Raw genomic sequence first — 24,935 nt, 5'->3', positions numbered from 1 at the left:
GACGCACAGGAGAGGAACCGGATTCCCGTTTTTACGGGCGTAGCAACGCCAGGGAATTTAAAGGCTGGATTAGCAAAATCCACTCGCCCGGCAACGCCCTACCCGCCGGGCCGGCGTAGTCTCTTTTTCAATATAAACCAGAACAACGATGAATAAGCAACTCAACAAACTTTTAAAAACCGGCCTGACCGTACTTATCCCATTATGTGCGGCCGGCAACGCCGAGGCCGCAATAGTTACTTTTAGTCTCGATTACAGCGGCTTAGCATTCGGAAACGCCGCCACTGCGCAAGGCCTTATCAGCCTGGATGAGCAACTCATTCCCAATCCAGGCTCGGCTTTTCTCGATTTCAGCAACAATGACGCAATCAAGGCTTTCACATTAACTGTGTCCAACGCCACGGGAGGCTTGGGAAACGGCACATTTCAGATGACGGATTTCGATTTTGCCACCTGGGATAGCGCAGGCGAAACACTGGACTTTAACCAACAATTGATAGGCCAGTGGACGCAAGGTGGCGGTTGGGGGAAAAGCGCTAGATGGGACGGCGGCGCGGGTGAGTTTAACCTTTACGCCAAAGCCGGCTCCTCCGCGCCGACCAGCTCCGGCTACTTTACCTTGGCGGCGAACAACGATTTTCTGAATGGCGATTTGTTGAAATTAGTGTCGTTTAAACCCGTGTCAGGCTCTGTTCAGCCAGTTCCGCTGCCCGCACCAATTTGGTTATTCGGTAGCGCTGTCGGCGTGTTCTTAAGCAGAAAAGCAGTGAAGAAAGACCATTAATTGCTCACTTGTTTATCAATCGTCGCTCCCGGGAAAGCGGGAGCTCAACGGCCATAATGATTCACTAAGCGATTTAAAAGCTCCCGCCATGCGGGAAACTAAAGGTACTCGGAGATTTTCAACAGACGTAAAAAAACCGGATGGAGAACGACTCCATCCGGTTTAAAAAGCTCAAAAATTTTTAAGCTTGAACGGCCGCTTTACGACGACCGGTATACAGGAAGCCCATCAAAGCACTTGTCATAAACCATACCGATGCAGGGAGAGGTACACTAGTGACAGGGTTTTGATTCGCAGCAGCTTTCAGATCGAATCCAAACAGAAAGCTCAAGTTGCTGGTGACTACGCCTGGTTTTACAAAGGTCAACAAGAACGTATTAGGGGCACCCAATTCATAGTTACCAGCTTCGCTAACCCAACCGCTCGCTGTCAACAGACCCAATTTGAAAGGGCTAGCAGAAGCAAACGTGCCTACACCGTTAAAGGTGTAAACAGGTGCATCAATAGCCAGATCAGCGGTAGCAGAAAAGATACCGAAGGTGTCACTTGAAGTAAATGGGAATGAACTAGAACCGAAGGAGATAAAATTGCTATCGCCGTCAGTAGATTCCCAAATGATGCCTGCCGAACTTACAGTCGAAACCGCAAATAGGCAAACAGCAAGCCAAAGTTTTAAAGATAAAAGCGTTTTCATGGATATTCCCCATTTAAATTAACGTTAACAATTGGTCATCCTTTTGACCACCTTACTCCTTAGTCAAAATTGTTCCTCAATCCCAACTAAGAAGGGGGGTGGATATATATAAACACCCACCCATACAGAATAAAGCAAATACAATGCCACAATTAATTATGTTTTTTTTCAATAAGTTATAAGAGCAAAAATTGCAAAGTGTAAATATTACCGACACGTTACGAGTGATTTTTGCCTTTTGCCTAAAAAAGTCACCAAATCGGTGCGTTACACCTTTTGAACTGCGTTAAAGTAATTTTTTCGGACATAAAAAAGCCGGATGAAACTAAATTAGCCTCATCCGGCGCAACGACCGTCATAGCGTCTGTAGCAAATGCGGCCAGCGTCTGGCGCCTATTTCAATGCATTGCCACAGTCTATATCGGCCACTCGTGTATAGCCAACATTCTTGAAAATAGCGCTCTGCCCCCCGACGAACCGAATAAACAATTCATCCCGGAGTTTATTGCGCTGCCTAATTTCCGCTTTGACGCCTTGCTCGGCCAACTGGTTTTTAAATAGCATAGCGCGCTGCCGCTCATTGAACACGCCGAGCGATATTGCCCCTTTGATATCACCATCGGTTACCGGCCAGACATCGTTAAATCCTTTGGCCTTTAGCATCATTTTATTGATACGGGTTTGTTCGGCATCTTTTCCAGCCGGGTAATAAACCTGAAAGTCCGAAGAAACCATAGTTGACTTGTTTACGGCTTTGAACTCAGTTAAACGCGCAGTATTGGCCCATCGCCGCAATGCGTCCTGATCGCTGAACGGCCCTGCCTCATAGCAATGATGGATCGCGGTTTTCTGCCTGTCTGAACCAGTTGGCTTAGGCGTATGAGGGCTTGTTTTAAAAACTAAAACAACTTGAGGCGGGTTTAAGCGCTGCAAAATATCCGCCACTTGCTTGGCTTGCAATTCAGCGGCAGCATTGTCCAGATAAGCAGAAATTTGTGCTCCACGCCGTGCCAATTGTCTCTCTCTGACCGTTAGCAAGGCCGGAATATTAGTGACCGGCTCGACTGATGGCGTCAGCGCACCAAAATGTAGCTTCCAGAAAAAAAACAACACATTCAGCAGACATAACAAAAAAAACAGCACCTTCATAAGGCTTTGTCGTTTTGGCAATAATTGAGCAAGCCTTTAAAGACCAAATCGCCGTCTACAATGCTTGGAACGGCCAGATGCCGCGCTAACATCTCCCCATCGCCGCCACTCAACACTAACTGATAGGCTTTGGGCTGACGCGCCAAGGCCGCCTCTATCAGACCAGCCGCGGCTAACAAGGTACCGTTATTGATAGCCGCCGCCGTGACAACCGCCAAACTTGTCTCTGCCTGGTCTTCGCTAAACGGCAGCGCAGCGGTATTGTTTGCCAAGGATTTTTTCATCAGCAACAACCCCGGACTGATTAAGCCGCCCAGATGCCTGCCATCGCTCTCGATGAAATCTATTGTGATGGCGGTGCCACAATCGACAACACAGGTATCCCCAGGATAATAACGATGCGCAGCCTGCAATGCCAACCAGCGGTCCACCCCCAACTTCTCCGGCTCAGCGTATGCATTTTTGACGTTAAAAGCTGTTTGCGAAGACTGCGGCATGATCAGCTCTACACCGGGCCATAGTCCCCGCGCCATGTCGCCCAATAAAACGGTCAGAGCATTTTCCGATACCGACGCCATAGCCACTTGCTTGGGTGCGGGGATACTCAGCCAAAACTCACGCAAACGTTCCGGAAAATCCGCTTGGCGATAATCCATAAACATCGTCGGTTTCAGCACACCGGCCTCTGCCTGGGTCCATTTCAGACGTGAGTTGCCAATATCGACCAGTAAAATCATAAGCGCCGAAAACTGACTTCGCCGGACGCAAACACTCGGGTTTCGCCGTCGGCGAGTTCCAGCAACAACAGACCTTGATCGTCGATGCCCGCCACCACGCCGCTAAAGCTCTGCTCGTGCATAAAAATATCGACCTGTTTGCCTTGCATGCAATCGTAGCTACGCCATTCGTCGAGATAATGCCCCAGTGCACGGGTCTCGTAATCCGCCAGCACCGGTAGCAACTGATTCAATAACTCGCCCACCAGCCGATTGCGCTGACCATGAACCGACTCGGCCAAAATACCGTGCAAATCGACCCAATCCTGTTCGATGGCCTGACCTTCATGCACCGGCAAATACACATTTAAACCCAAACCTATCACCGCATGGCAAGGCCCGCTACTTTCCCCGGACACCTCAATCAAAATCCCCGCCAATTTACGTTGTCGCCAATAAATATCGTTCGGCCACTTCAAACCCACATCAACAATCCCGAAACCTCGCAACGCGCGAATTACCGCTACCCCAACCGCCAGGCTCAATCCGCTGATCGCAGCCGGCCCACCCTGGAAACGCCACAAAATTGATAAATAAATATTGTGACCAAACGGCGAAACCCAATACCTACCGCGCCGCCCTTTCCCCGCGGTTTGCCGTTCGGCCAAACAGACCGAGCCGATGCCGGCACCCAGCCGCGCCCTATCCAATAAATAAGTATTGGTAGAGTGAATCTCGTCGTGAATTTCCAGTTCACCCAGCAAGGATCGAGCATGGCCACCCAAGTGCTGATCAATCTGTTGCTCGTCCAACAACTGTAAAGGGCTTTGCAAACGGTAACCTTTGCCCGATACCGCTAGTAACTCGATACCGAATTCGGACAACGCACTTAAGTGTTTCCATACCGCCGAACGACTCACGCCCAGAAAGCCCGCCAATTCGGTCCCCGAGTGAAATTGGCCGTCCGCCAGGACATGTAAAAGTTGTTTAAGTTTAGGAGAGATCAATCGCCAACCTGTCGAACGCGCAGTACAGCCGGACTACGCCGCTAAAACTCGTTTTTATCACGCAATTGTTGCAATTGTTTCTTGACGACATGCTTGATTAACAGCTCTCTATCGTCTTCTTTGAGATTGACGTACTCAACACAGATAAAGAACGGCCGCTCCGGGCTTTCGCCGGAAATATCCTTGCACTGGACGACATTCGCGTAGGCCACGATCACCGCCATACACGAGGTCAGCAGCATCCGCAATTCCAGCAGTTCGCCAACCGCTATAGGTGTTTCATTGCTAAAAGCTAACCCAGTGGCGCTGAGACTGACGTCTCGGGTATCGTGTTCGGAAAACTCTTCGCTCTGTGCGCTGATCGCCTGTGCAATCAAGTTGATTTTGGTGTCGATGATCTTCAGATATTCAAACATTTCCGGATCGCGCCTTTCCAGGCGCGGCGACAACATGCGAGCTTCCTGCGCCAACACGTCCAAGGCAGAGGTCAATGAACAATTGCCCAATACATCATTAGAGACATGACTCAAGGCGTCGACATTTTTTTTGTCGATGACTTTGTGCAGCAGATTTATCGTGTCGTTGACTCGAAAATAACGCCTTTTTTCTTCAATTTCATCCGCCATGGTGTGCTCGTCCTCGGTCTACTTAAGTGGGGTAAATATTACGAATAAAGAATTTTAGCTTAAGCGGCTTCAACTGTTTAACTCCGCAGCGTTAATCGGAAATAATAAGGTCGTAACGATGCATCAAGCGGCTAACTTCGACACGCGGCAGACTGACGACAGGCAAGATTAGATCGGTGGATGTGAGTCCGGCCAGTTGCAAGGATTCTTCCTCTACGTACAAATCGTTAACGTCGTATATTTGCAAGGCCCGAAAAATTGCCGAGGTATCCTTTAAATCTAATCCGCCAGGTTGCTGCTGATTTTTTAATTGCCACACGGCATCGTCGACAAAAAGCAAGGCGACGTGCTGATCAAAGGCCGCAGCAGTCAAAATGGCATCCAGAGTTTCTTGCAGATGCCCCCCGCTGTAAGGCAAGCGGCGCATGATGAATAGATAGCGTTTCATGGCACAGTTAACCGAAGACAATACTGCGATCAGCCAGCAGAGTCGCCTCCAGCCACTGTCCTAAACCGGCTATCCGAAACCCCGGCGCCGTGTCGTCATCCCGCTTACCCTGCCGCGCCGCCTCATCAAGGCACAATAACCCCCGGCGCTGCGCCGCGGAGATGCATACCACTAAATCCACGCCATATTGCTCAGCCAAAGCCGACCAATGTCGAGAAATCGAAAATTCATCCTCAGGCGGCTGGGCATAACGGAAAGCATGATAGATACCCTCCTTGTAAAAAAATACTCGCAGAATTTGGTGCTCGACCGCCAACGCCGCTTGAATGAACCGATAGGCGTTCAGGCCGGCATTGCTGGCGTAAGGACTGGCATTAACTTGTACGGCATATTTCATCGCGCTGTAAAATAATCGTTAAATTCAATATTCGGCCTATTTTAATACGAGCACGTTCAAGCTGCCCGTTTTTGCCGCGCATTGTTTCGCCATTGAACCAAACTTACTGCTTCCAGTCCGAGATTCCATGACAATTAAGCCTCTTATTTTCAGCCTTGGCCTGATCCTGTTCTGTCCGTCGCCGCGAGCCTTGGACATCGAAAAAATCCAACTGCCGGACATGGGCGATTCGGCAGGGGCCATCATTTCACCCGCTCAGGAAAAGGAATTCGGCGAAGCATTTTTTCGTAATTTGCATCAACAAGCCGAGATTAATCAGGATGTGGAAATTCAGCAATATATCCAAAGCATAGGTCGGCAATTAGCATCACATAGCGACACGCCGTCCAATCCCTTCCACTTTTTTGTCGTGATGGACCCCAATATCAACGCCTTCGCCGGCCCGGGCGGATACATCGGGGTCAATTCCGGCTTGATTCTGTTGACCGAAGCGGAGAGCGAACTGGCGTCTGTAATGGCTCACGAGATTGCCCACGTTACTCAACGCCACTTATACAGATCGATTGAAAAAGCCAGTAAATTGTCGATCCCAACCGTCGCCGCCACGTTAGCGGCCATTTTAATCGGCACCCAGTCACCCAATATGGGTCAAGCGGCTTTAATGGCAATCCAAGCCGGCAATATTCAGTTTCAAATCGACTTTACCCGCGACCACGAAAAAGAAGCTGACCGGGTGGGCATGCAAACCCTGGCAGGCGCCAATTACGACCCGCGCAGCATGCCGACTTTTTTCGAACGCTTACAGCAATCCACCCGTTATTACGGCAAAGGCGTACCTGAATTTTTAAGAACCCACCCGGTATCGGAAAATCGGGTGGCCGACACCCGCGGCAGAGCGGAAATCTATCCCTACCGGCAATATCCGGATTCATTAGCGTATTTGTTGACGAAGGCCAAGCTTACCGTGCTGACTGCGCAGGACAAACGCACCGCGCTACAGCATTTCACCACGCTCGAAATGCAAGGCACGCCGGAACAAAGAGCTGTCGCCCGCTATGGCATGGGCTTGGTATATTTGGAAAATCAACAATACGCCGCAGCCAGCGAAATTTTTCAAAAACTCACCGAGCAATATCCGTCGCAACCGCAATATATCTCCGCGCTGGCCCGCACAGCGATGGATGCGCACGACTACGAAAAAGCCGGCAAATTATTTGAGAAAGCAATTAACACCTTCCCCAGCAATGACGCCTTAAAAATTCAATATACCCGCAGCCTGGTCAAGAACGCTCAACCGCAACGCGCAAAACAAGTGTTACAAAGCTTGTCGGATAGCGAGAAAGACCAGGCGTATTATTACGAACTACTCGCACAGATTTTCGCCGACCTCAAACAGCCCGGGGAATCGCATCGCTACATGGCCGAGTACTATTACGCTAGCGGCGAAACCGAAGCGGCGATCATGCAAATCAGATTGGCAAAACAACAGACTGATCTCAGCTTTCAGCTACAAGCCATCCTCAACGAACGGCTAAATTTCTTTCTCAGCGAGGAAGAATCGCGCCGAATGGAACGCTAATTTCAAACATTAGAAAAACCTGATACGAGCTAAGTTTTTGTTTAAGAAAATTAATTTCGGGGCAAAACCATTTCCCGAAATAAAACTGATTTTTTTGTTGGACACCCGGTTTTTTTTAAAATACACTGCGCCCACCTTGAATACGGAGTGCATTCAACCTTAACGGGTTGCATCTTTGAGGGGGGAGGGAAACAGCCTGTAAAACGGCTGATAATAATAACTATAAAATAGTAATTGCTTGACTAAACTGCCCTAAGGCAGGCGTCCAACACAATAACAATAATAATTACAACAAACAGGACGGGCCCGCGTATAGCGGGCTTTTTATTGCCTGTCGTTTTACTTTCTCCACCTAGCCGCTTGCAGCCTCGATTGGCCTAAGTGCGCCATTTATCTTATAATTCAGCCTTGTCCGCTCGATACTGTTACAGTCTACCGGGCAAAGATCCCCCGCAAACTCAGATAAGGTTTAATAATGGCACGCGTTACCGTTGAAGATTGTTTGGAAAATGTTGAAAACCGTTTCAAATTGGTGTTACTCGCCAGCAAAAGAGCACGGCAGTTGGAAAAAGGCGCCGATGAATTCGTTCCACGCGGCAAAGATAAAGACACTGTGCTGGCACTTCGTGAAATAGCCGCAGGCTTTGTCAACGAAGAAAATATCGACCGTTTGCATCGCGCAGGTTACGTTTCGGAAACCCATCTGGAAATCTAACACCCATGCCCGAGATAGCTGTCAAACCCGCACCAGCGCTACCTGCTATCGAGCATCCTGAAGAAAAACTTCTTCACCAGCTCTGCGAGATCCTGCGCAGCTATCTCGACCAAGAACAAATCAACGATGTGATCCGCGCCTACCATTTCGGTGCGGCCGCGCATTCCGGGCAATTCCGCAGGAGCGGCGAAGCCTATATCTGTCATCCGGTATCCGTGGCGATCACACTGGCCAGCATGCACATGGATCACCATGGCATCATGGCGGCCATTCTGCACGATGTCATCGAAGACACCCCTATCAGCAAGGAACAACTGGGGGAACAGTTTGGCGTCGAAGTGGCTGAACTGGTTGATGGCGTGACCAAACTCTCCAAGATCGACAGCCGTTCCCGCGCCGAAGCGCAAGCGGAAAACGTCAGAAAAATGTTCCTAGCCATGGCGCAAGATCTGCGCGTAATCGTGGTAAAACTCGCCGACCGTTTGCACAATATGCAAACCATGGGCAATATGCCGGTCGATAAAAAACGCCGCATCGCCAAGGAAACGCTGGAAATTTACGCCCCTATAGCCAATCGGCTGGGCATGAACGATGTCAGGCATCAGCTGGAATCGTTGGGCTTTAAAGCGCTCTACCCCAACCGCTACACGGCCATCAATAATGCCGTGAAAAAATCGCGCGGCAACCGCAAGGAAATCATCGACACCATCCAGAATGCCATCCAAAATCGTCTAAACGAATCCAACTTGGACGGTGCAGTGGCGGGCCGCGAAAAAAACATCGCCAGCATTTATCAAAAAATGCTCAGCAAACGGATTTCCTTTACCGACGTTTTTGATGTCTACGCTTTCCGCATTTATTGCCATCAGGTCGACGACTGTTACCGGGCTTTAGGCTGCGTGCACAATTTATATAAACCCGTTCCCGGCCGCTTCAAGGACTACATCGCGCTGCCGAAAGCCAACGGCTATCAGTCGCTGCACACGATATTGATAGGCCCTTACGGCGTACCTATCGAAATTCAGATTCGCACCCACGAAATGCACCGCCTTTCGGAATCGGGGATTGCCGCGCATTGGCTATATAAATCCGACAACGATAAAAGTGAGACCATCCAGGCGCGCGCTAACGAGTGGCTGCGCGATTTACTGGAAATCCAAAAATCCGCCGGCGATTCGCTGGAATTCATCGATAACTTAAAAGTCGATCTGTTCCCGCAAGAAGTTTTCGTATTTACCCCCAAAGGCAAAATCATCAAATTGCCGCGCGGCGCGACCATCGTCGATTTCGCCTACCTGGTACATACCGATGTCGGCAACGCCTGCATTTCGGCACGCATCGACAAGAAACTGGTGCCGCTGCAAACCAAACTAGAAAACGGTATGACGGTGGAAGTCATCACCGCCACTTGGGCCAGACCGAATCCCCTTTGGCTGAACTACGTCACCACCGCCAAGGCACGCAGCTGCATCCGCGCCTATTTGAAAAACTTCAACCAGCAGGAAGCGATCAATCTGGGCCGCCGCCTGCTGGAAAAAGAACTGCAGAGCCTGGGTATTCAACTGGAAAATGTCGATAACACCCGCATCATCCAGGTGTTACAGGTCTTGAAAAAGCACTCGATGAACGAGTTGCTGGAAGACATCGGCTTGGGTAACCGCATGCCCTTCCTGGTGGCCAAACGCATCAGCCAAACCGACGTGAACGCCGCCGTCAAACTCGACGACAACGAATCGACGCATAAAACGCCTTTAATTATCAAAGGCACCGAAGGCATCGTCGTCAGCCTTGCCAAATGCTGCCGGCCGATTCCCGGCGACTCGATTATCGGCTTCTTCAACCCCGGCAAGGGCATCGTCGTTCATCATCACGAATGCCGTAACAGCAATGAAGTCAGAAAAAAACAGACTACCTGGCTGGATGTGGAATGGAGCCCGGAAGCCAGCGGCGAATTCCCCGCCGAAATCCGTATCGAATTGTTAAACCAACGCGGTTCGCTGGCCACCATCGCCTCGACCATCTCCAGCATGGATTCCAATATCGAAAACATTACCGTGGTCAGCCAGGACGACCGGGTCTCGGTGGATTTATTAACCCTGGCCGTGAAGGACCGCGTGCATTTGGCCAATATCATCCGTAAGCTGAAAAAACTTTCCATCGTTTTAAAAATTACCCGCATCAAGGCATAGCATGAACAAGGAAATCATCTCGACACCTCTGGCCCCGCAAGCAATCGGCACTTATTCGCAAGCCGTCAAAGTCGGCGAGACGGTTTATTTATCCGGACAAATCCCGCTTGACCCCGAAACAATGCAAGTCGTGGATGGCGACATCGCCGTACATATCCGCCGGGTATTCGATAACCTGAAAGCCGTCACCGAAGCCGCTGGCGGCGACTTCAACGACATCGTCAAACTCAATGTCTTTCTGACCGATTTAAGCAACTTCCCTATCGTCAACGAAATCATGGCCGAATACTTCAGCCAACCCTACCCCGCTCGTGCGGCAGTAGGCGTGGCGGCATTACCCAAAGGCGTTGGCGTGGAAATGGACGGCGTGATGGTATTGCGCAACGAATACTACTGATCAAAACAACGAGGCGTTTTATTTCGCCTTATCTGTTGATTCATGAGTCATCTGGAACCGCATAAACAGCCTGTCACCACCTTGACAGGCATCGGTTCCCAATCCGCCGCCCGCCTGGAAAAACTGGGCATCCATACCCTCCAAGACCTGTTGTTCCACCTACCCTTGCGATACCAGGATCGCAGCCGTATCGTACCCATTTCCCAGTTGATGCCGGGTATGACCACCTTGGTTTGCGGCACCGTCGAATTTACAGACAGCATCCAGCGCGGACGTCCCAGCGTAATTTGCCGCATCGCCGACGCCAGCGGCAGCTTGTCGATCCGGTTTTTCCATTTCACCGTGCAACAAAGTCAGCAGCTAAAGCCGGGCACCCTACTCGGCTGTTTCGGCGAAATCCGTTACGGTTACAACGGCCTGGAAATGGTGCATCCGGAATACAAAATCGTTTCCGCCGCCGAGCAACTACTGGAAACCACGTTGACGCCGGTCTATCCGTTAACCGAAGGTATTTCCCAATCCGCGCTCCGCAAAGCTATCAAACAGGCGTTAACCCTATGTTTAACCAGCGACAGCGCGATTACGGACTGGCTACCGGCTAATTTGTTGACCGAGCATGGTTACCCTTCGCTGAACGACGCTCTACAAACCCTGCATAATCCACCGCCGCATTTGTCGGCGGAGATCATCAACGGTGGCTCCTTGCCCGCCTTAAAACGCCTGGTTTTTGAGGAGTTTCTGGCCCACCATTTGGCACTATTGCAAGGCAAGTTAGCTTATAAAAGCTGGCAGTCGCCGGTTTTTGACATAAACCAGGCTGCCAAACAGGCCTTCCTGGAAGGCTTGCCGTTTCGACTGACAGGTGCGCAACAGCGAGTTAGTTCTGAAATCGAAAGCGATTGCCGTCAAGCGCAACCCATGCTGCGCCTCGTGCAAGGCGACGTTGGCTCCGGCAAGACCGTGGTAGCCGCTCTGGCAAGCTTGTTGGCGCTGAACTCGGGTTATCAAGTCGCGATCATGGCCCCCACGGAATTATTGGCCGAACAACACTTTCGTAACTTCAGCATATGGTTTGCCGAAACCGGCCACCAAGTCTTATTTCTGACCGGCCAATTGAAAGGTAAAGCCCGGCAAGCCACATTGGGTGCGCTCGCCGACGGCTCCGCCAATATAGTGATTGGTACGCACGCGCTATTTCAAGACAGCGTGCATTTTCACAAGCTGGGTTTGATCGTCATCGACGAACAACACCGCTTCGGGGTTCATCAGCGCCTGGCCTTGCGCGAGAAAGGCCAGCACGGCGGCTTAAGGCCCCATCAATTGATCATGACCGCCACGCCCATTCCGCGCACCCTGGCGATGTTGCAATATTCCGACCTGGACATTTCCATCATCGACGAGCTGCCGCCCGGCCGTAAACCCATCGCCACCAGCGTAATTTCCTCGGAACGCCGCGAAGAAGTCATCGGCCGTATCGAACATTGGGTGGCGCAGCAACGCCAAGCGTATTGGGTCTGCACCTTGATCGAGGAATCCGAGGCTCTACAATGCGAGGCTGCCGAGAAAACCGCAGCCTATCTATGCCAAGCCTTGCCGAACGTGCGTGTCGGCCTGGTGCATGGCCGGATGAAAGCCGCGGAAAAAGACGCGGTGATGCAAGCCTTTAAAAATCGCGATTGCGATTTATTGGTCGCCACCACGGTGATAGAAGTGGGTGTGGACGTACCCAACGCCGGCCTGATGATCATCGAAAATCCGGAGCGTTTGGGCTTGTCGCAGCTCCACCAATTGCGCGGCCGCGTCGGCCGCGGCGACCAGGACAGCTATTGCCTGCTGCTGTATCAATCACCGCTCTCGCAAGCCGGCAAGCAACGCCTGGCTATCCTGAAAGAAAGCAACGACGGCTTCGTCATAGCCGAGAAAGACTTGGAATTGCGCGGCCCCGGCGAAGTGATGGGCACCCGCCAAACCGGGCAGATACAGTTCAAAATCGCCGACCTAGAGCGCGACAGAGACCTGCTGGAACTGATCCCAGCCGCCGCGCAATTGATCCACAGCCAACACCCCAATGTCATTCAACCGCTGATCCAACGCTGGATCGGCCATAGCCGCCATTACGCCGAGGTTTAACGCTTGCCCGACAAAAGTTTTCTATTCAGCCGCCCGCCCATCTGGAAAAGCCACGAACCAAGCAGCCAACGGCAACTGCCGAACGATCTGCAATCCTGGCTCAATGAAACCGGCTCGCTGACCAAACGTCTGCGCGGCATCCACGGCAGCCGCTTCGGCGTAAAAGTGTTATTCCACCGCTGGAAGCCGGCTTTCATAGACGAATGCCGACTATTGGGCTTGCCGCCCTGCCGCTACCAATTGATCCGGGAAGTGTTACTGCATGCCGATGGCGAGCCCTTGGTACTGGCCCGCACCATCCTACCGGAGCCGACCATCGAAATCGCCCACCGTAATTTATCCCATCTCGGCACCAGGCCCTTGGGTGAAGTGATTTTCGCCTATCCGGATTTGGAGCGCCGCCAGAGACAGTTCAGTCGGGCTGATACAGGCATTTGGTCGCCAGGTTTGCAAACGGCGGTTGGTGTAGACGATGCTATTTGGGGGCGGCGAACGGTTTATGCGATCCATCGGCAACCGTTGTTGGTCGCGGAGTTTTTTCTGCCGGGGGTGCTGAATGTGTAATCGAGAACCGGCTCAAGCCGCCTTTTCTACCATGCGTCATAGTGGCGCTTTTTCGGGAAAATTGACACGCTTGACCGCTTCCCGATCCAATCGTATCGGCGTGTCGCGCAGATACAAATAGGTTCGGCCATCGTGCCGGTAGTGCTGATAAGTTTGCGCTAATCGAAACGGCGAATTCGGCTGTTTCAATGCCGAAAGCAACAAATCAGAGTGGGCAAAATGCGGTTCGATTAACGGGCCTTCAGCAACTACCACAGCACTTGCCGAAACCTGATCCAGCAAATCCAACACGGCTTGCGGCGACTCCGTTCTTAGGGCGTAGCGTTTACCCATGAAGTCCGATTTTGCCAACAACTGCGAACTTCGCACCACGTAGCACTGCAAAAACTTGTCGCGTAACGCCAATTCGGCAGCGAACGCACCCTCCGTACCCGCATGCCCGTCGACAATCGTCACCGTACCCGGCGCCTGGCTGATAATTTGTTCGGCTACCAAATCCATGCGCAAATCAAACCTTGGCGCGCGGTCGACAAGAAAAAACCAGCCGGGAGCGCAAAACACAAAGATCAAGACTGTTGCCACCAGCCAAGGCCTAGCAAATGCCCACTGCCAACGCCGTACTGCGGCTGCGGCACCCATGCTGATAAAAATCGCCATATAAGGCATGGCGGACGACATATACCGCTGATCCAAATCCACCGGCACGATGGCATGAAAGATAATAGTGGCAAGCACCATGGCCAGGCCGGTAAGCCCCGCCTCCCTTATAGCAGGATCCGCCCTGCCGCTCACACTGACGACTACCCCGACTAGCGCCGCGATTGTCCCTATCGGCCCGATATTGGCGTATATGGCTGGAAGGAACGCCGATAAAGCCAAAACAAAGTAATCCATACCCCAAGCGTAATTGAAACCATCGCTGGATATTTTGTAGGTGACTACCGTCCAGGCCCCCACGACAGCCAACGCCGCGAAACCCGATACGTATGTACGCCAATTCAGCAGTATCTGCCAACGTCCCGTCAGAGCAATATGGAAAAATGGGAATACGCCCATTAACCAGCCGTTGCCTTTTACCAGGATAGCGGCTGACGTTAAAGCCGCGTAGGTCAAACCTCTGCGTAAGGTGGGCTGTTGGGTGTAACCACTCCACTGCATGGCCGCCAACACGCACAAGCCAACCAAAGCCTGATCCAACATTAATCGCAAGGTGTTATTAATGGTGACGGGCATGCAGACATAAGCAATCGCCGCCAAAAGCGCCCAAGGCATACCCAGAACTTGCCTGGTAATACGTGCCACCAATAAAGCTGGTAGCGCCCCTATCAGCAAATTGACCAGCATGAACGGAAAGGTAGCATGCGGCAGGATGAAGAAGAATAATGACAGAAACGCATAGTACAGCGGCGGCCAATGCCCAATCGAAATCTTGGGGTAATGCACGTAAAAATCGGTGGCGTACTGCATGGGATTCTGCCCGAATGCTGTGGTGACATACGACCAGATCAGATACGCATTCAAAAAATGAGACCCCTCGTCGCTGCCGGTCAAGCCACTGTCCAAGCCGCGCAAAACTATCATTGCCGCCGCGAGAATCGCGGTGGCAATACCAAATACAGCCAAATCCGGATACCAAGAGCTTGCCCTAACAAAGCCCTCCAAACTTGTTCCGCTAGATAATTTCTGCCGCAAATCGCTGTTTGTATTACCGGCGGCGGCATCACTGAATACGAAATAACGATAGGCGTGAAAACTGAGAATGGTCTGACAAGCGGTTGCCAAGGTCACCGCCAACATCGGCAACAAGCCATAACTAACCAAAACCAAGTAAATCAGGTAATTGATTAAAGCCATGCTCAATGCCACCAGCATATAGCGCCCGCCTTCGCGGATAGAACGGGAATGTTCGACTTGGTAGGTAAAACACCGATTGGCCAACCACGTAAATAGCATTGCGGAAAAAATAGCCGGAATACGCGCCAACCAAGGCGCCAAGCTAAGCTGTGTCAGCAAAAAAGTCAGACCGGCATCGATACAAAAGCCGGCTCCGCCGACGAGCAGGAAGCGAATAAACATCCGGATTACAACCTATGCCTGACTTCTGCTGTTTGTCATATACCACATGCGCTTTTGTTCGAGGCGGCCGCGGGCGACGCTATCCAGAATCAAACCGCAAACCGTGAATATGCCAGCCAATAGCACTATGCCTGTTGCCAGAATAGCGGTGGGAAATCTCGGTACCAAGCCAGTATCTAAATATGTCAGCAATAGCGGCAGAGCCAGAACCAGCGCAATCAGAATCAGGCCCATCGCAAGCACGCCAAAAAAACGCGCCGGACGAATTTCTTTGAACAATATCAGAAAGGTAAACAGTATTCTGAACGCATCCCGAACCGTACGCAGTTTGCTGGCGGAGCCCTCTAGGCGCGCGCCGTAATCGGTGGGCATTTCCGCGATGGGCATGCGCAATTGACTGGCATGAACGGACATTTCGGTTTCTATCTCGAAACCGCTGGATATCGCCGGAAAACTTTTTACGAAGCGCCGCGAAAAAACTCGATAGCCGGAAAAAATGTCCGTAAACAGCGGCCCGAATAGACTGCGGTACATCGCATTAAACAGCCGATTACCAAAACCATGGCCGGCCCTATGGGCATTTTCGAATACGTTACGCCGGGTACCTACAACCATATCCAAATGTTCGTCCACCAAACGCTGTATCATTTGCCCGGCAACTTTAGAATCGTAAGTGCCGTCGCCGTCGGCCATGATGTAGATATCGGCATCGACATCCGAAAACATGCGCCTGACGACGTTGCCTTTCCCCGGCCACGGTTCTGATCTCACCACCGCGCCCGCTAGAGTGGCCTCTGCAATTGTGTTATCGGAAGAACGATTGTCGTAAACGTAGACGGTAGCATCCGGAAGCTCTTTACGAAAATCGTCAACCACTTTTCTGATCGACAGCCCCTCGTTATAACAAGGCAAAAGTACGGCAATTTTGCCGATTTTGGAACCGTCCTGAGCATAACTATTCATCAACCATCCTTACTCGCTAAATATTGTTTTTGGGCATTTTCCGAGCTGTCAGAGCCGGACATTTTTGTTATTGCAACACCGCGGATGGGTGTCTTTTGGTTTTTTAACGCGAATTCGAAACCCAACCTCAATCGAGGCATTTTAGGGCCCGACTTATCGAATAAGAATATGGCGGCACGGCGATTTTAGCAAGGCAAAGCACTCACACAGAAATCCCGATTGAAAATAGCGCAAAACCGACCTGCTTCGGCGTTATTCAAAAAAATCACAGCCCAAGTACAACCGGCGACACTAAAGTTACTCAAAAATCTTGAATATCACTTCGGCGACCGACGCCACTAAATCGCCGTCGATGCTTTGTTCGCCATAGCTTTGTTGCGGGCGGGAATAGTCTTTCCGAAAGGCCTTTTTGAATTGCTCGGAGCTGGCTTTTTCTTGTTTGGCAGTGATTTTTTGCTGATTCAAAATCTGGCCGCCGGCTTTTTTCCATTCCAGCAGATGACTGATTTGTCCACCATCCAACCAGATGCCATGGCTTCTGCATTGGTCGATAATCACTCCGCTGCGATAGCCGTAGATCACCCGATTCATTAACACTTGGCACACCGGGCATTTAAGATATTTCACGGTGGCATTTTTCGGGTAGCGGTCCTTATTAATATTGCCCAGTAGTTCCAGGTTGACGGTAACCACAGGCGCCACTGCGCTATCCAGCAAGGTTTCTATTTCACCGGGATCGAAAAATAAGCCATAGCAGTTGGCGCACCGCTCGATATGTAGGGAACCGGCGGCATCCAGACTAATGGTTTGCAGACTTTGCGCGCATTTCGGGCAAACTCGCTCGCTGGTGGCATCGATGACTTGATAGTCGTGCTTGCCTAGCAAATCGATGTCGTTGCGGACGCCGCAATAACTGCAATACTGTGTGTTGGCAGGCAAGGGTGCGGAACAACTCGTGCAGTTGGCCATGCTAAAACTTATCCAATATTTGTTGTTTCTTGGCGGCGTATTCGGTCTCGGTTATTAGCTGCGCTTCGAATAGCTGCTTCAATTCGGTCAACTTGGCGACGGTTTGATTGCTATCGGCAGCAACCTGATTAGTCGTCGCGCCCAGCGACTGGGCCATACCTTGCCCCAAGCCGATGCCCGCGCCCATCCCCATCCCAAGCCCGGCGCCGCCGCCTTCGTTACGGGCTGCATCGCGCAAAGCGTCCAACTGCTGCACCTTGGCGTAATCCAAACCCACCGCTTGCGCGGCTTGCGCTTCAGCGGTCAGGTCGGCAATACGGTTAATGCGGCGCAAAGTGTCTTCATCAAAATCTGTACCTTCGATACGAAAATCACTAATGCTAAAACCCAGCTTGCGAAACACGATGGCCAGCTTAATGGCTATGCCACGGGCTATTTCGTCGCGGTTGGCGTCGATGTCGGCAAAGCTATACTGACATTCCGCCAGATAATCGGAAATGGGATTAATGATCCGCGCCGAAAGAATGTTGCGGAAATCGTCAATGCGCATCTGGTTATGGCTGCCGACGATATTGACGAAAAAATCGTTGGCATCGGCTATTTGGTAGCTGTAGTTGCCGTAAGCTTTTAAAGCGACCGGGAAATGATATTTCGGGTCCTGATATTTAATTGGCGAAGTGGTGCCCCATTTCTGATCGAGAATCTTGGTTTTACGGAAGAAATAAATTCCCACCTTATGTTCGCTCTCGAAAAACTGCATGAATTTCTTGATCGTAGTCCAAAACGGCACGTTATCGGTTTCTAAATTGATCATGCATTGTTCTTCGATCACCGCTTTGACCTGGCCCTGATACACGAAAATACAGCCCTGCCCCGGACCGACGATTAATTTGGAGGCATTTTTGATTTCGTCGCCGTTTTCAGTCCATTGTGCCAACAACAGATCTGGATCGGGGTTTTCCCATTCGATCACCGAACGTAGTTGCCGTTTGATACCGTCTATAAATGCCATTACTAGCCTCGCTGGACTGGAGAAGAATCGATTAATTGCGTAACATCGCGGTTTAAGTATGGCAAAAAATGGGAGTTGCGGTGGCAATCAGAATATATAAAGGCAAACAACCCAAGGTCGGCAAAAACGTGTACATCGACGAAGCAGCGGTCGTGATCGGCGATGTGAGAATAGGCGACGATGTATCGGTGTGGCCGACCACGGTGATACGCGGAGACGTCGAAGCTATTACCATAGGCGAAGGCACCAACGTTCAGGATGGCTCGGTGTTGCATGTTTCCCACGCTGGCGACTATTCGCCGCAAGGCCATCCGTTGACAATCGGTAAGGGCGTCACTATCGGTCATCGCGCCGTGGTGCATGCCTGTACGATAGGCGATTATTGTCTCATCGGCATAGGTGCAATTGTGATGGATGATGCCGAGCTGGGGGATTATGTGATGCTGGGTGCTGGTGCTTTAGTGCCGCCCGGCAAGAAGCTGGAAGGCGGTTATTTATATGTCGGTACACCCGCCAAACAAATGCGGGCTTTGACCGATGAAGAAAAAGCTTTTCTGGAATATTCGGCCAAACATTATGTGAAGTTGAAAAACGACTATTTAGCTGAATTAGCGTAAATTTCATACTCTCTAGGCTGTATCGGCGCTTTGCATCCGACAGCCTATCGTTTAAATAGCCGGCGTCATCTAAAACCGGCTAGACCCTTCAGGGAAGAGCTTAATGAATATGCACTTCCCGAGATTTTGATTTATCGCTTCTTGCCAGCGTGTAATCGTCCTGGTCGCCGAGCATGGGCGTACCGTCGCTATTCAGGTGTATCAACGTTCCTTCGTCTTTGATGCTGAATTTGCGATTCAGATCGCCTTTATTGGAGGTTAACGACAGTATGTGAGTTTTGTCATCCCAGTCGTACTTGCCTTTCTCGTAAAACTCTCTGGAAGAGGCTTTTGCGTATTGAGTGACCAATAAGTAATTGTTCTTTTGTTTCAAAGACAAGGTCATTTTGAAACCATCACAATCTTTTTCCTTGCAGGGCAAATAACCGTAAAACACGCCGCGAAATCCCTCGGTTTTGTCCGCGAGTTCCGCATGGGCGGAATGATCCATGTCTTTCTGATGAATCAATTCCCGCGCTTTAAGCGTTTTTTCCTGGAGTTGCTTATCGGATTCCGCCCAAGCCGGGTTTAGCGCCGGAAGCAATGCACCTAAAAAAATCACCGTCACATATTTTTTAATTTTTCTAGTCAATGTTTGCATATGAGATTTTTCTATTTCTGTGAGTAAAGTAATTAGACAAGAACAGCATCGAAGACTACCAGGATAATCGCCAATTTCAACTTCGCGAATATTTTATCGCCGGTAGATGCTGCTTTTTCCAGACTTTTCAAATAAAGCGCCGTCGGCTTTTTACGCCAAATCGCGCCTGATCAGATTGGGGAGAGCAGATAATAGTGCAAAATCCAAACACCACTTGCAGACAGTCTTTGCGAAAACAACGGCAAACGTATAATATTGATACGATATTTGTTTGACAAGCCCGAGCATTTCTTTTATTGTTTCGATTCGCTACCATGAAGCAGCTCAGAAATGCCTAAATCAGGTGTTTTCAATCCGTAGCTGCTTACATGGAGGTGTAACGCAATTCCTGGCTGATGCATTCAATGCTTTCAGCGAAATATTCGATCTGGCTCGACGGCGCGAGCATGCTATAGGTATCGGAGAAATCGCTAAGATTGACGTCAAATCAGTGCCGGCCCCGTTAAAGGGCGAACAGGTTTTTCAATACAAATTCGGTTCGGCACTGGCCGATTTATTATTATAAGAGGTAAAACCATGACAGAAGTAAAACAAGAAAAAGATAACTTCGTGTTGTATTTGGTGCTGGCTACCGCAGTTGTTGTTGGCGCCATCCTGGCGGTAAAAATGAGCGAAAACGAAAAATTTGCCCCCATCAAGGATCAAATTGCCGAAGAGAATCGCTTAATGAACATCCGAGTCATCGGCAACCGCGAGGATTAATATGATGAAAACCACTTTTATCGGCACCTTGTTAGCCTCTTTATTGTTAGCTAGCCCCGTCCAGGCTACCGAATATATTTATCGAGACATAATGGCGAACACTCTGGCCCCCGAGCACTGCCAAGTTGAGAGCAAAGCCAAGGAAAATGCTGCCAAAAACTACAATATCGACAGATTCAGCAAAAAATTCTGCCAGTCCCAAGGTTACGGCTGGCATGTCGACGAGGTAAAAAGCACTGGTAACACAGTTTGCGACACCTGTAGCAACCCACAGGAAGCAAAATGCCGTCAGGAAGATGTCGTAGTGAGTTGCAAACGAATTAAACCGGGTACGGTAGGTATGTTGCCCGGCAAAGGATAAGCTAAAGTCCACCCAAGGGATCGGTAATCCCGGCTTTTCCACACCTGAAGCCGCCGGAAAACGAAGTTGACCGGCGGCCCAGCCAGCCTGAATCAGGGCTGCAACCATTCGATAATATGATCTTCCAGATCGGTAACCTGCGACTCTTTAACCGCATAACTGCTGATAGACACCCCCGCCTCTTTCACCGACTCGCGAGTCCCGGTGATCAAGGGATGCCAGCTAGGCAACGATTCACCGTCGGTTAACAAGCGGTATGCACAGGTTGACGGCAACCAGTTGTATTCGGCAAAGTCATGTTGCTTCAAGTCGATGCATTCCGGCACCAGCGTGCAACGCTCGCTATAACGAGTGCAACGACAGGTTTCTAAATCGATCAAATCGCACGCCACGCTGGTAAAAGCAATTTCTCCGGTGTCTTCGTCTTCCAGCTTGTTCAAACAACACTTGCCGCAGTTATCGCACAGCGACTCCCACTCTTCCGTGCTCATTTGCGCCAGGGTCTTGGTTTCCCAAAAATTCATAGGCTTATTGCGGTTTTAGTTGCCGCAACTGATAGTGCAACACCGCCCAGGAACCAAGTACCGCCAGCATGGACGAAATCATCAATAGCAAAATAAACTCCGAGAAACTCAAAAACAGTAAGTCGAATGAACTGTTATACAAGGTCGATAGTTTCTCCACCGGCGTTTCCAGGATCAACAGCATGATCGTCATGATCAGCCAGCCGAGAAAACCCGAGATAAAACCCAGCCAAAAGCCGGTATACAAAAACGGCCGTTGAATAAAAGCATGGGTAGCGCCGACCAGTTTGGAAATAAACACTTCGTCCTGGCGATTCTGCAACTCCAGACGAATGGTATTGCCGGTAATGAAGGTTACCGCGAAACCCAGTAGCAGACTGACTAACATCACACCGCGGCTGGCAATCAGCATGATGGTTTGCAAGCGCGCCACCCATTGCATATCCACCTGCACGAAATCGACTTGCGGGAATTGTTTAAAATCGGACATCAGTTTCTCGATGTCTTCGTTGCTTTCCAGCGCATTTTTCGGCACTACTTGAATCACGCTCGGCAAGGGATTGCGTTCCAGCGCATTCAACGCATCGCTGAAACCGCTATTGGCTTTGAACTCCTCCAGCGCCTGTTTCTTGCTGATAAATTTAACTTCCATGACGCTACCGTTTTGCTGGATTTGCTCGGCGAGCTTCTGGCCGGCAGCGTCGGTAATGTTGTCGTGCAAAAACAAGGACATCTGATTGCTGGACTCCAGATTGCCGGTCAATTGCTGGATGTTAGCGACCACGATATAAAAACTGCTGGCCAAGGAAATGGCGATGGCCAATACCAGAATGGTCATGGTGGAAGTAAAAGGCGTGCGGCTCAGCCGGCCTAGACTGGAGAACAGTCCATGGGCATGGTTGAGCATATAGGCATGGAATAATTCCAGCAGCCTGCTACCGGTTTGTCTGCGGTGATTGCGTTTCATCGTCAACTCGCTATCAAATGGCCTTTATCGAGCGTCAATACTCGATGGCCGAGATGATTAATCAACTCTATATCGTGGCTGGCTATCAACACCGTCACCCCGACCTGTTTGAATTGCTCGAACATGAACATCACTTCGGCGGACAGATCCGGGTCCAAGTTGCCCGTCGGCTCGTCGGCCAGAATTAATTTAGGTTTATTGACAATGGCTCGGGCGATACCTACGCGCTGTTGTTCCCCACCGGACAGAGCCAAGGGATGTTTCCTTTCCTTGCCTAACAGACCCACTTTATCCAAGGATGCCCGCACCCGCCGCGCCACTTCCTGATGGTTATAACCCGAGACCACCAATGGCAGGGCCACGTTATCGAATACCGTTCTATCGTTCAGCAGTTTGTAATCCTGAAAAATAAGGCCCAGATTACGACGCATGTAGGGAATCTTCCGTTCGCCGATGCGCGTAATATCCTGGCCATCCAGCAACACGCTGCCGCGCGTGCATTGCTCCATCATCGCGATCAACTTCAGCAAGGTACTTTTACCGGCACCGGAACGGCCGGTTAAAAATGCCATTTCGCCGCGATGCAAATGAAAGCTGACATCGGTCAAGGCTTCGCCGGCATCGGGATAGCGTTTGCTTACGTGTTCGAATCTCAACATGGTATCTGGCTACTGCGCATCACTCTTGAACAAACAGGGCATCGACGAAGGTTTGCGCATTGAAATCCTGCAAATCGTCAATCTGCTCGCCCACACCGATAAAACGAATCGGAATATGCAGTTGATTAGCCAGCGCGAATATAATGCCACCCTTGGCGGTGCCGTCCAGCTTGGTCAAGGCAATGCCGGTCAGTTCTACCGCTTCGTTGAATAGTTTAGCTTGCGACAAAGCATTTTGCCCGGTGCCCGCATCCAGTATCAGCAATACCTCGTGCGGGGCTGACTCGTCCAGTTTGCCCATGATCCGTTTGATTTTTTTCAATTCGTCCATCAAGTTGGACTTGGTATGCAAACGTCCGGCGGTATCGGCGATCAATACATCCACCCCTTTGGCTTTGGCTGACTGTAAGGCATCGAAAATCACCGATGCGGAATCGGCGCCGGTATGCTGTGCCACGACTTGAATATCGTTGCGCTCGCCCCAGGTTTGCAATTGCTCGACTGCGGCGGCCCTGAAAGTATCGCCCGCCGCCAACATGACGCTATGGCCTTGTTGCTGCAAGCGTTTAGCCAGTTTACCGATCGAAGTTGTCTTGCCGGCACCGTTAACACCCACCACCAAAATTACGAACGGCCCATCTTGTTTGGGAATTTGCAACGGCAGGCTGCAAGGTTCCAGCATCGCTAATAAATTTTGCTTCAAGGTTTGGCTCAATAATTGGCCGTCGCTGAGTTGATCGCGCTCCAAACTATCGGTCAGCTGTTTAATCAATTGCGTGGTGGTTTCGATGCCCAAGTCGGCCATCAATAATTGGGCTTCAATGTCGGCCAATAACTCCTTGGTCAGCGCCTTTTGCCCGAATGCCAAGCTGCTCAGTACCCCGCCCAGGCCGGTTCTGGTTTTTTTCAGCTGAGTGGTTAAACGCAAATATAAAGAATCTTCGCTGCTAACCTGAGTTACTTCCGCGGGCACCTGTTCGGTTGCAACAGTCTCAGAGGCTTCGAAGGCTACACTTTCGTCCTCGGTTCCCGTGCGATAACGGCTGTAAAATAGAATCCCCAGCAACGGCAACATCAGCAACGCAGCGACCGCATTATGCGCAACGGCCAACGCCAGAGGCAGCTGGTACTTGACGCTAAAAATCCCTAGTGCGATCTGCAGTAATAACAGCATACTGAGGATATTTCCCGCCAACCGCACCGGTTTTGGATGGCGTTCCGAAGTTGCGGACAACATCAAAGCGCTGAGCACCAGGAAAGTGAAAGCAGCCAAAACGCGATGCAATGCCTGTATCGCCATTTTCGCATCGGCGGAAAGACCGCTGTCCCTAAACAGATCCAAAATACTCAGATAATTGCCGCCCGGTAACCATTCGCCGTTACAACGCGGAAAATCGCTACACGCTAGGCCGGCATAGTTGCTACTGACCCACCCGCCCAGCACAATCTGCGCAAGCAAGACCAGTATCGCCAAACCGGTAAATAGGATGGGGCCGGAACGAACCGGCCTTGCTTCGGCAGCCGGATTAAGCCGCAAATAGCTCCAACCTAAAGTCCAAAACGTAAAAAAACCCAACAACAGATGCGCTGTTACGACGCCGGGTCGCGTGCCGGATGTCACCGTCCACATGCCCAAACCGGCTTGCCCGGCTATCAACAGCAATACCAGAGTGGTCAGCATGACTGCAGGCGAACGCGGTTTTTCCCTCCACGCCAATCCAAACCAAACCAACACCAATAGCGCCAAGCCGCCAGCCAAATAGCGGTGGGCCATTTCTTTCCAAGCTTTTGCGGTATCCAAGGCATACTGCGGAAAGACAGCAGCCGCATCGGCTTTAAATTCCGCGCTGTCACTGACGAAAGCCTTGCCGTAACAGCCAGGCCAGTCCGGGCAACCCAAGCCGGCGTGGGTTAAGCGCACATACGCGCCGACGATGATGACTAGCAGCGCCAACAACGCGCAGCACAGAGTTAGTTTTCTGAACATATT

26 protein-coding genes are annotated in these 24,935 nt (G+C 50.8%); 9 read left to right on the top strand and 17 right to left on the bottom strand.

The window, feature by feature from the left end; all coding sequences use genetic code 11:
- The first annotated feature begins 148 nt into the window (after positions 1 to 148).
- Positions 149 to 784, top strand: a complete 636-nt coding sequence (locus JL719_RS10090) for a hypothetical protein (RefSeq protein WP_033156549.1) — start codon at positions 149 to 151, stop codon at positions 782 to 784.
- 181 nt (positions 785 to 965) lie between these two features.
- Here the strand turns inward: JL719_RS10090 and JL719_RS10085 are convergent, their stop codons facing one another.
- The 7 genes from JL719_RS10085 to tusD form a co-directional block, all read right to left on the bottom strand.
- Positions 966 to 1,478: a hypothetical protein gene (locus JL719_RS10085; protein WP_033156550.1), complete on the bottom strand. Its 513-nt coding sequence runs from the start codon at positions 1,476 to 1,478 to the stop codon at positions 966 to 968.
- 393 nt (positions 1,479 to 1,871) lie between these two features.
- Positions 1,872 to 2,627, bottom strand: coding sequence for a hypothetical protein (locus JL719_RS10080; protein ID WP_033156551.1), 756 nt, complete (start codon positions 2,625 to 2,627; stop codon positions 1,872 to 1,874).
- A complete protein-coding gene (locus tag JL719_RS10075) occupies positions 2,624 to 3,364 on the bottom strand; it encodes a type III pantothenate kinase (RefSeq protein WP_033156552.1) in 741 nt (246 codons plus the stop codon). Before JL719_RS10075 ends, JL719_RS10080 begins: the two co-directional genes overlap by 4 nt.
- On the bottom strand, positions 3,361 to 4,350 hold the full coding sequence (gene birA / locus JL719_RS10070; protein WP_033156553.1) for a bifunctional biotin--[acetyl-CoA-carboxylase] ligase/biotin operon repressor BirA: 990 nt from the start codon (positions 4,348 to 4,350) through the stop codon (positions 3,361 to 3,363). The genes JL719_RS10075 and birA overlap by 4 nt, the downstream gene beginning before the upstream one ends.
- A 41-nt stretch (positions 4,351 to 4,391) precedes the next feature.
- Positions 4,392 to 4,976 (bottom strand): PilZ domain-containing protein, encoded by a 585-nt coding sequence (locus JL719_RS10065; protein WP_033156554.1) that lies wholly within the window; start codon positions 4,974 to 4,976, stop codon positions 4,392 to 4,394.
- Positions 4,977 to 5,067: 91 nt separating this feature from the next.
- On the bottom strand, positions 5,068 to 5,424 hold the full coding sequence (tusC, locus tag JL719_RS10060) for a sulfurtransferase complex subunit TusC (protein WP_033156555.1): 357 nt from the start codon (positions 5,422 to 5,424) through the stop codon (positions 5,068 to 5,070).
- A gap of 7 nt (positions 5,425 to 5,431) precedes the next feature.
- On the bottom strand, positions 5,432 to 5,821 hold the full coding sequence (tusD, locus tag JL719_RS10055; RefSeq protein WP_033156556.1) for a sulfurtransferase complex subunit TusD: 390 nt from the start codon (positions 5,819 to 5,821) through the stop codon (positions 5,432 to 5,434).
- A 127-nt stretch (positions 5,822 to 5,948) separates the two neighbouring features.
- Here tusD and JL719_RS10050 point away from each other — a divergent pair, with 127 nt between their 5' ends.
- From JL719_RS10050 to JL719_RS10025, 6 genes are all read left to right on the top strand, one after another.
- Positions 5,949 to 7,400, top strand: a complete 1,452-nt coding sequence (locus JL719_RS10050; protein WP_033156557.1) for a M48 family metalloprotease — start codon at positions 5,949 to 5,951, stop codon at positions 7,398 to 7,400.
- Between the two features lie 475 nt (positions 7,401 to 7,875).
- Positions 7,876 to 8,115: a DNA-directed RNA polymerase subunit omega gene (rpoZ, locus tag JL719_RS10045; protein WP_033156558.1), complete on the top strand. Its 240-nt coding sequence runs from the start codon at positions 7,876 to 7,878 to the stop codon at positions 8,113 to 8,115.
- A gap of 5 nt (positions 8,116 to 8,120) precedes the next feature.
- Positions 8,121 to 10,304, top strand: a complete 2,184-nt coding sequence (locus tag JL719_RS10040; RefSeq protein WP_020482114.1) for a RelA/SpoT family protein — start codon at positions 8,121 to 8,123, stop codon at positions 10,302 to 10,304.
- 1 nt (position 10,305) lies between these two features.
- Complete coding sequence (gene ridA, locus JL719_RS10035; protein WP_033156559.1) at positions 10,306 to 10,701, top strand: deaminase RidA; 396 nt, start codon at positions 10,306 to 10,308, stop codon at positions 10,699 to 10,701.
- Positions 10,702 to 10,743: 42 nt separating this feature from the next.
- Positions 10,744 to 12,831, top strand: coding sequence for an ATP-dependent DNA helicase RecG (recG, locus tag JL719_RS10030; protein WP_033156560.1), 2,088 nt, complete (start codon positions 10,744 to 10,746; stop codon positions 12,829 to 12,831).
- 3 nt (positions 12,832 to 12,834) lie between these two features.
- Positions 12,835 to 13,395, top strand: coding sequence for a chorismate--pyruvate lyase family protein (locus tag JL719_RS10025; protein WP_051669950.1), 561 nt, complete (start codon positions 12,835 to 12,837; stop codon positions 13,393 to 13,395).
- A 36-nt stretch (positions 13,396 to 13,431) separates the two neighbouring features.
- Here JL719_RS10025 and JL719_RS10020 read toward each other — a convergent pair whose 3' ends face one another.
- The 4 genes from JL719_RS10020 to JL719_RS10005 all read right to left on the bottom strand — a co-directional run bounded on the left by JL719_RS10020 (position 13,432) and on the right by JL719_RS10005 (position 18,415).
- Complete coding sequence (locus JL719_RS10020) at positions 13,432 to 15,471, bottom strand: GtrA family protein (RefSeq protein WP_051669952.1); 2,040 nt, start codon at positions 15,469 to 15,471, stop codon at positions 13,432 to 13,434.
- Between the two features lie 12 nt (positions 15,472 to 15,483).
- Complete coding sequence (locus JL719_RS10015) at positions 15,484 to 16,434, bottom strand: glycosyltransferase (RefSeq protein WP_051669954.1); 951 nt, start codon at positions 16,432 to 16,434, stop codon at positions 15,484 to 15,486.
- Positions 16,435 to 16,731: 297 nt separating this feature from the next.
- On the bottom strand, positions 16,732 to 17,403 hold the full coding sequence (locus JL719_RS10010) for a zf-TFIIB domain-containing protein (RefSeq protein WP_033156561.1): 672 nt from the start codon (positions 17,401 to 17,403) through the stop codon (positions 16,732 to 16,734).
- 1 nt (position 17,404) lies between these two features.
- Positions 17,405 to 18,415, bottom strand: a complete 1,011-nt coding sequence (locus JL719_RS10005; RefSeq protein WP_033156562.1) for an SPFH domain-containing protein — start codon at positions 18,413 to 18,415, stop codon at positions 17,405 to 17,407.
- Between the two features lie 80 nt (positions 18,416 to 18,495).
- Here JL719_RS10005 and JL719_RS10000 point away from each other — a divergent pair, with 80 nt between their 5' ends.
- Positions 18,496 to 19,032, top strand: coding sequence for a gamma carbonic anhydrase family protein (locus JL719_RS10000; RefSeq protein ID WP_033156737.1), 537 nt, complete (start codon positions 18,496 to 18,498; stop codon positions 19,030 to 19,032).
- Between the two features lie 100 nt (positions 19,033 to 19,132).
- Here the strand turns inward: JL719_RS10000 and JL719_RS09995 are convergent, their stop codons facing one another.
- Complete coding sequence (locus JL719_RS09995) at positions 19,133 to 19,672, bottom strand: copper resistance protein NlpE (protein ID WP_033156563.1); 540 nt, start codon at positions 19,670 to 19,672, stop codon at positions 19,133 to 19,135.
- Between the two features lie 576 nt (positions 19,673 to 20,248).
- On the opposite strand from JL719_RS09995, the gene JL719_RS09990 reads away from it, so the two are divergent.
- A complete protein-coding gene (locus tag JL719_RS09990) occupies positions 20,249 to 20,434 on the top strand; it encodes a hypothetical protein (protein WP_033156565.1) in 186 nt (61 codons plus the stop codon).
- Between the two features lie 46 nt (positions 20,435 to 20,480).
- On the opposite strand, the gene JL719_RS24360 is transcribed toward JL719_RS09990, so the two are convergent.
- Genes JL719_RS24360 through ftsY form a run of 5 tightly spaced genes read right to left on the bottom strand, consistent with a single transcriptional unit; the run spans position 20,481 to position 24,932 of the window.
- Positions 20,481 to 20,903: a hypothetical protein gene (locus JL719_RS24360; RefSeq protein ID WP_165385948.1), complete on the bottom strand. Its 423-nt coding sequence runs from the start codon at positions 20,901 to 20,903 to the stop codon at positions 20,481 to 20,483.
- Complete coding sequence (locus JL719_RS09980) at positions 20,888 to 21,319, bottom strand: YcgN family cysteine cluster protein (RefSeq protein WP_033156566.1); 432 nt, start codon at positions 21,317 to 21,319, stop codon at positions 20,888 to 20,890. Before JL719_RS09980 ends, JL719_RS24360 begins: the two co-directional genes overlap by 16 nt.
- A 4-nt stretch (positions 21,320 to 21,323) precedes the next feature.
- Entirely contained in the window at positions 21,324 to 22,286 is a 963-nt protein-coding gene (gene ftsX / locus JL719_RS09975; protein WP_033156567.1) for a permease-like cell division protein FtsX, read from the bottom strand.
- A 2-nt stretch (positions 22,287 to 22,288) separates the two neighbouring features.
- A complete protein-coding gene (gene ftsE / locus JL719_RS09970; protein WP_033156568.1) occupies positions 22,289 to 22,945 on the bottom strand; it encodes a cell division ATP-binding protein FtsE in 657 nt (218 codons plus the stop codon).
- Between the two features lie 19 nt (positions 22,946 to 22,964).
- Positions 22,965 to 24,932 (bottom strand): signal recognition particle-docking protein FtsY, encoded by a 1,968-nt coding sequence (gene ftsY / locus JL719_RS09965; protein WP_033156569.1) that lies wholly within the window; start codon positions 24,930 to 24,932, stop codon positions 22,965 to 22,967.
- Positions 24,933 to 24,935 lie beyond the last annotated feature (3 nt).

Source organism: Methylomonas sp. LW13 (genome assembly GCF_016865255.1).
Lineage (GTDB): Bacteria > Pseudomonadota > Gammaproteobacteria > Methylococcales > Methylomonadaceae > Methylomonas.
The sequence above is the reverse complement of the archived record's forward strand: the minus strand, read 5'-3'. Positions and strand labels throughout refer to the sequence as shown.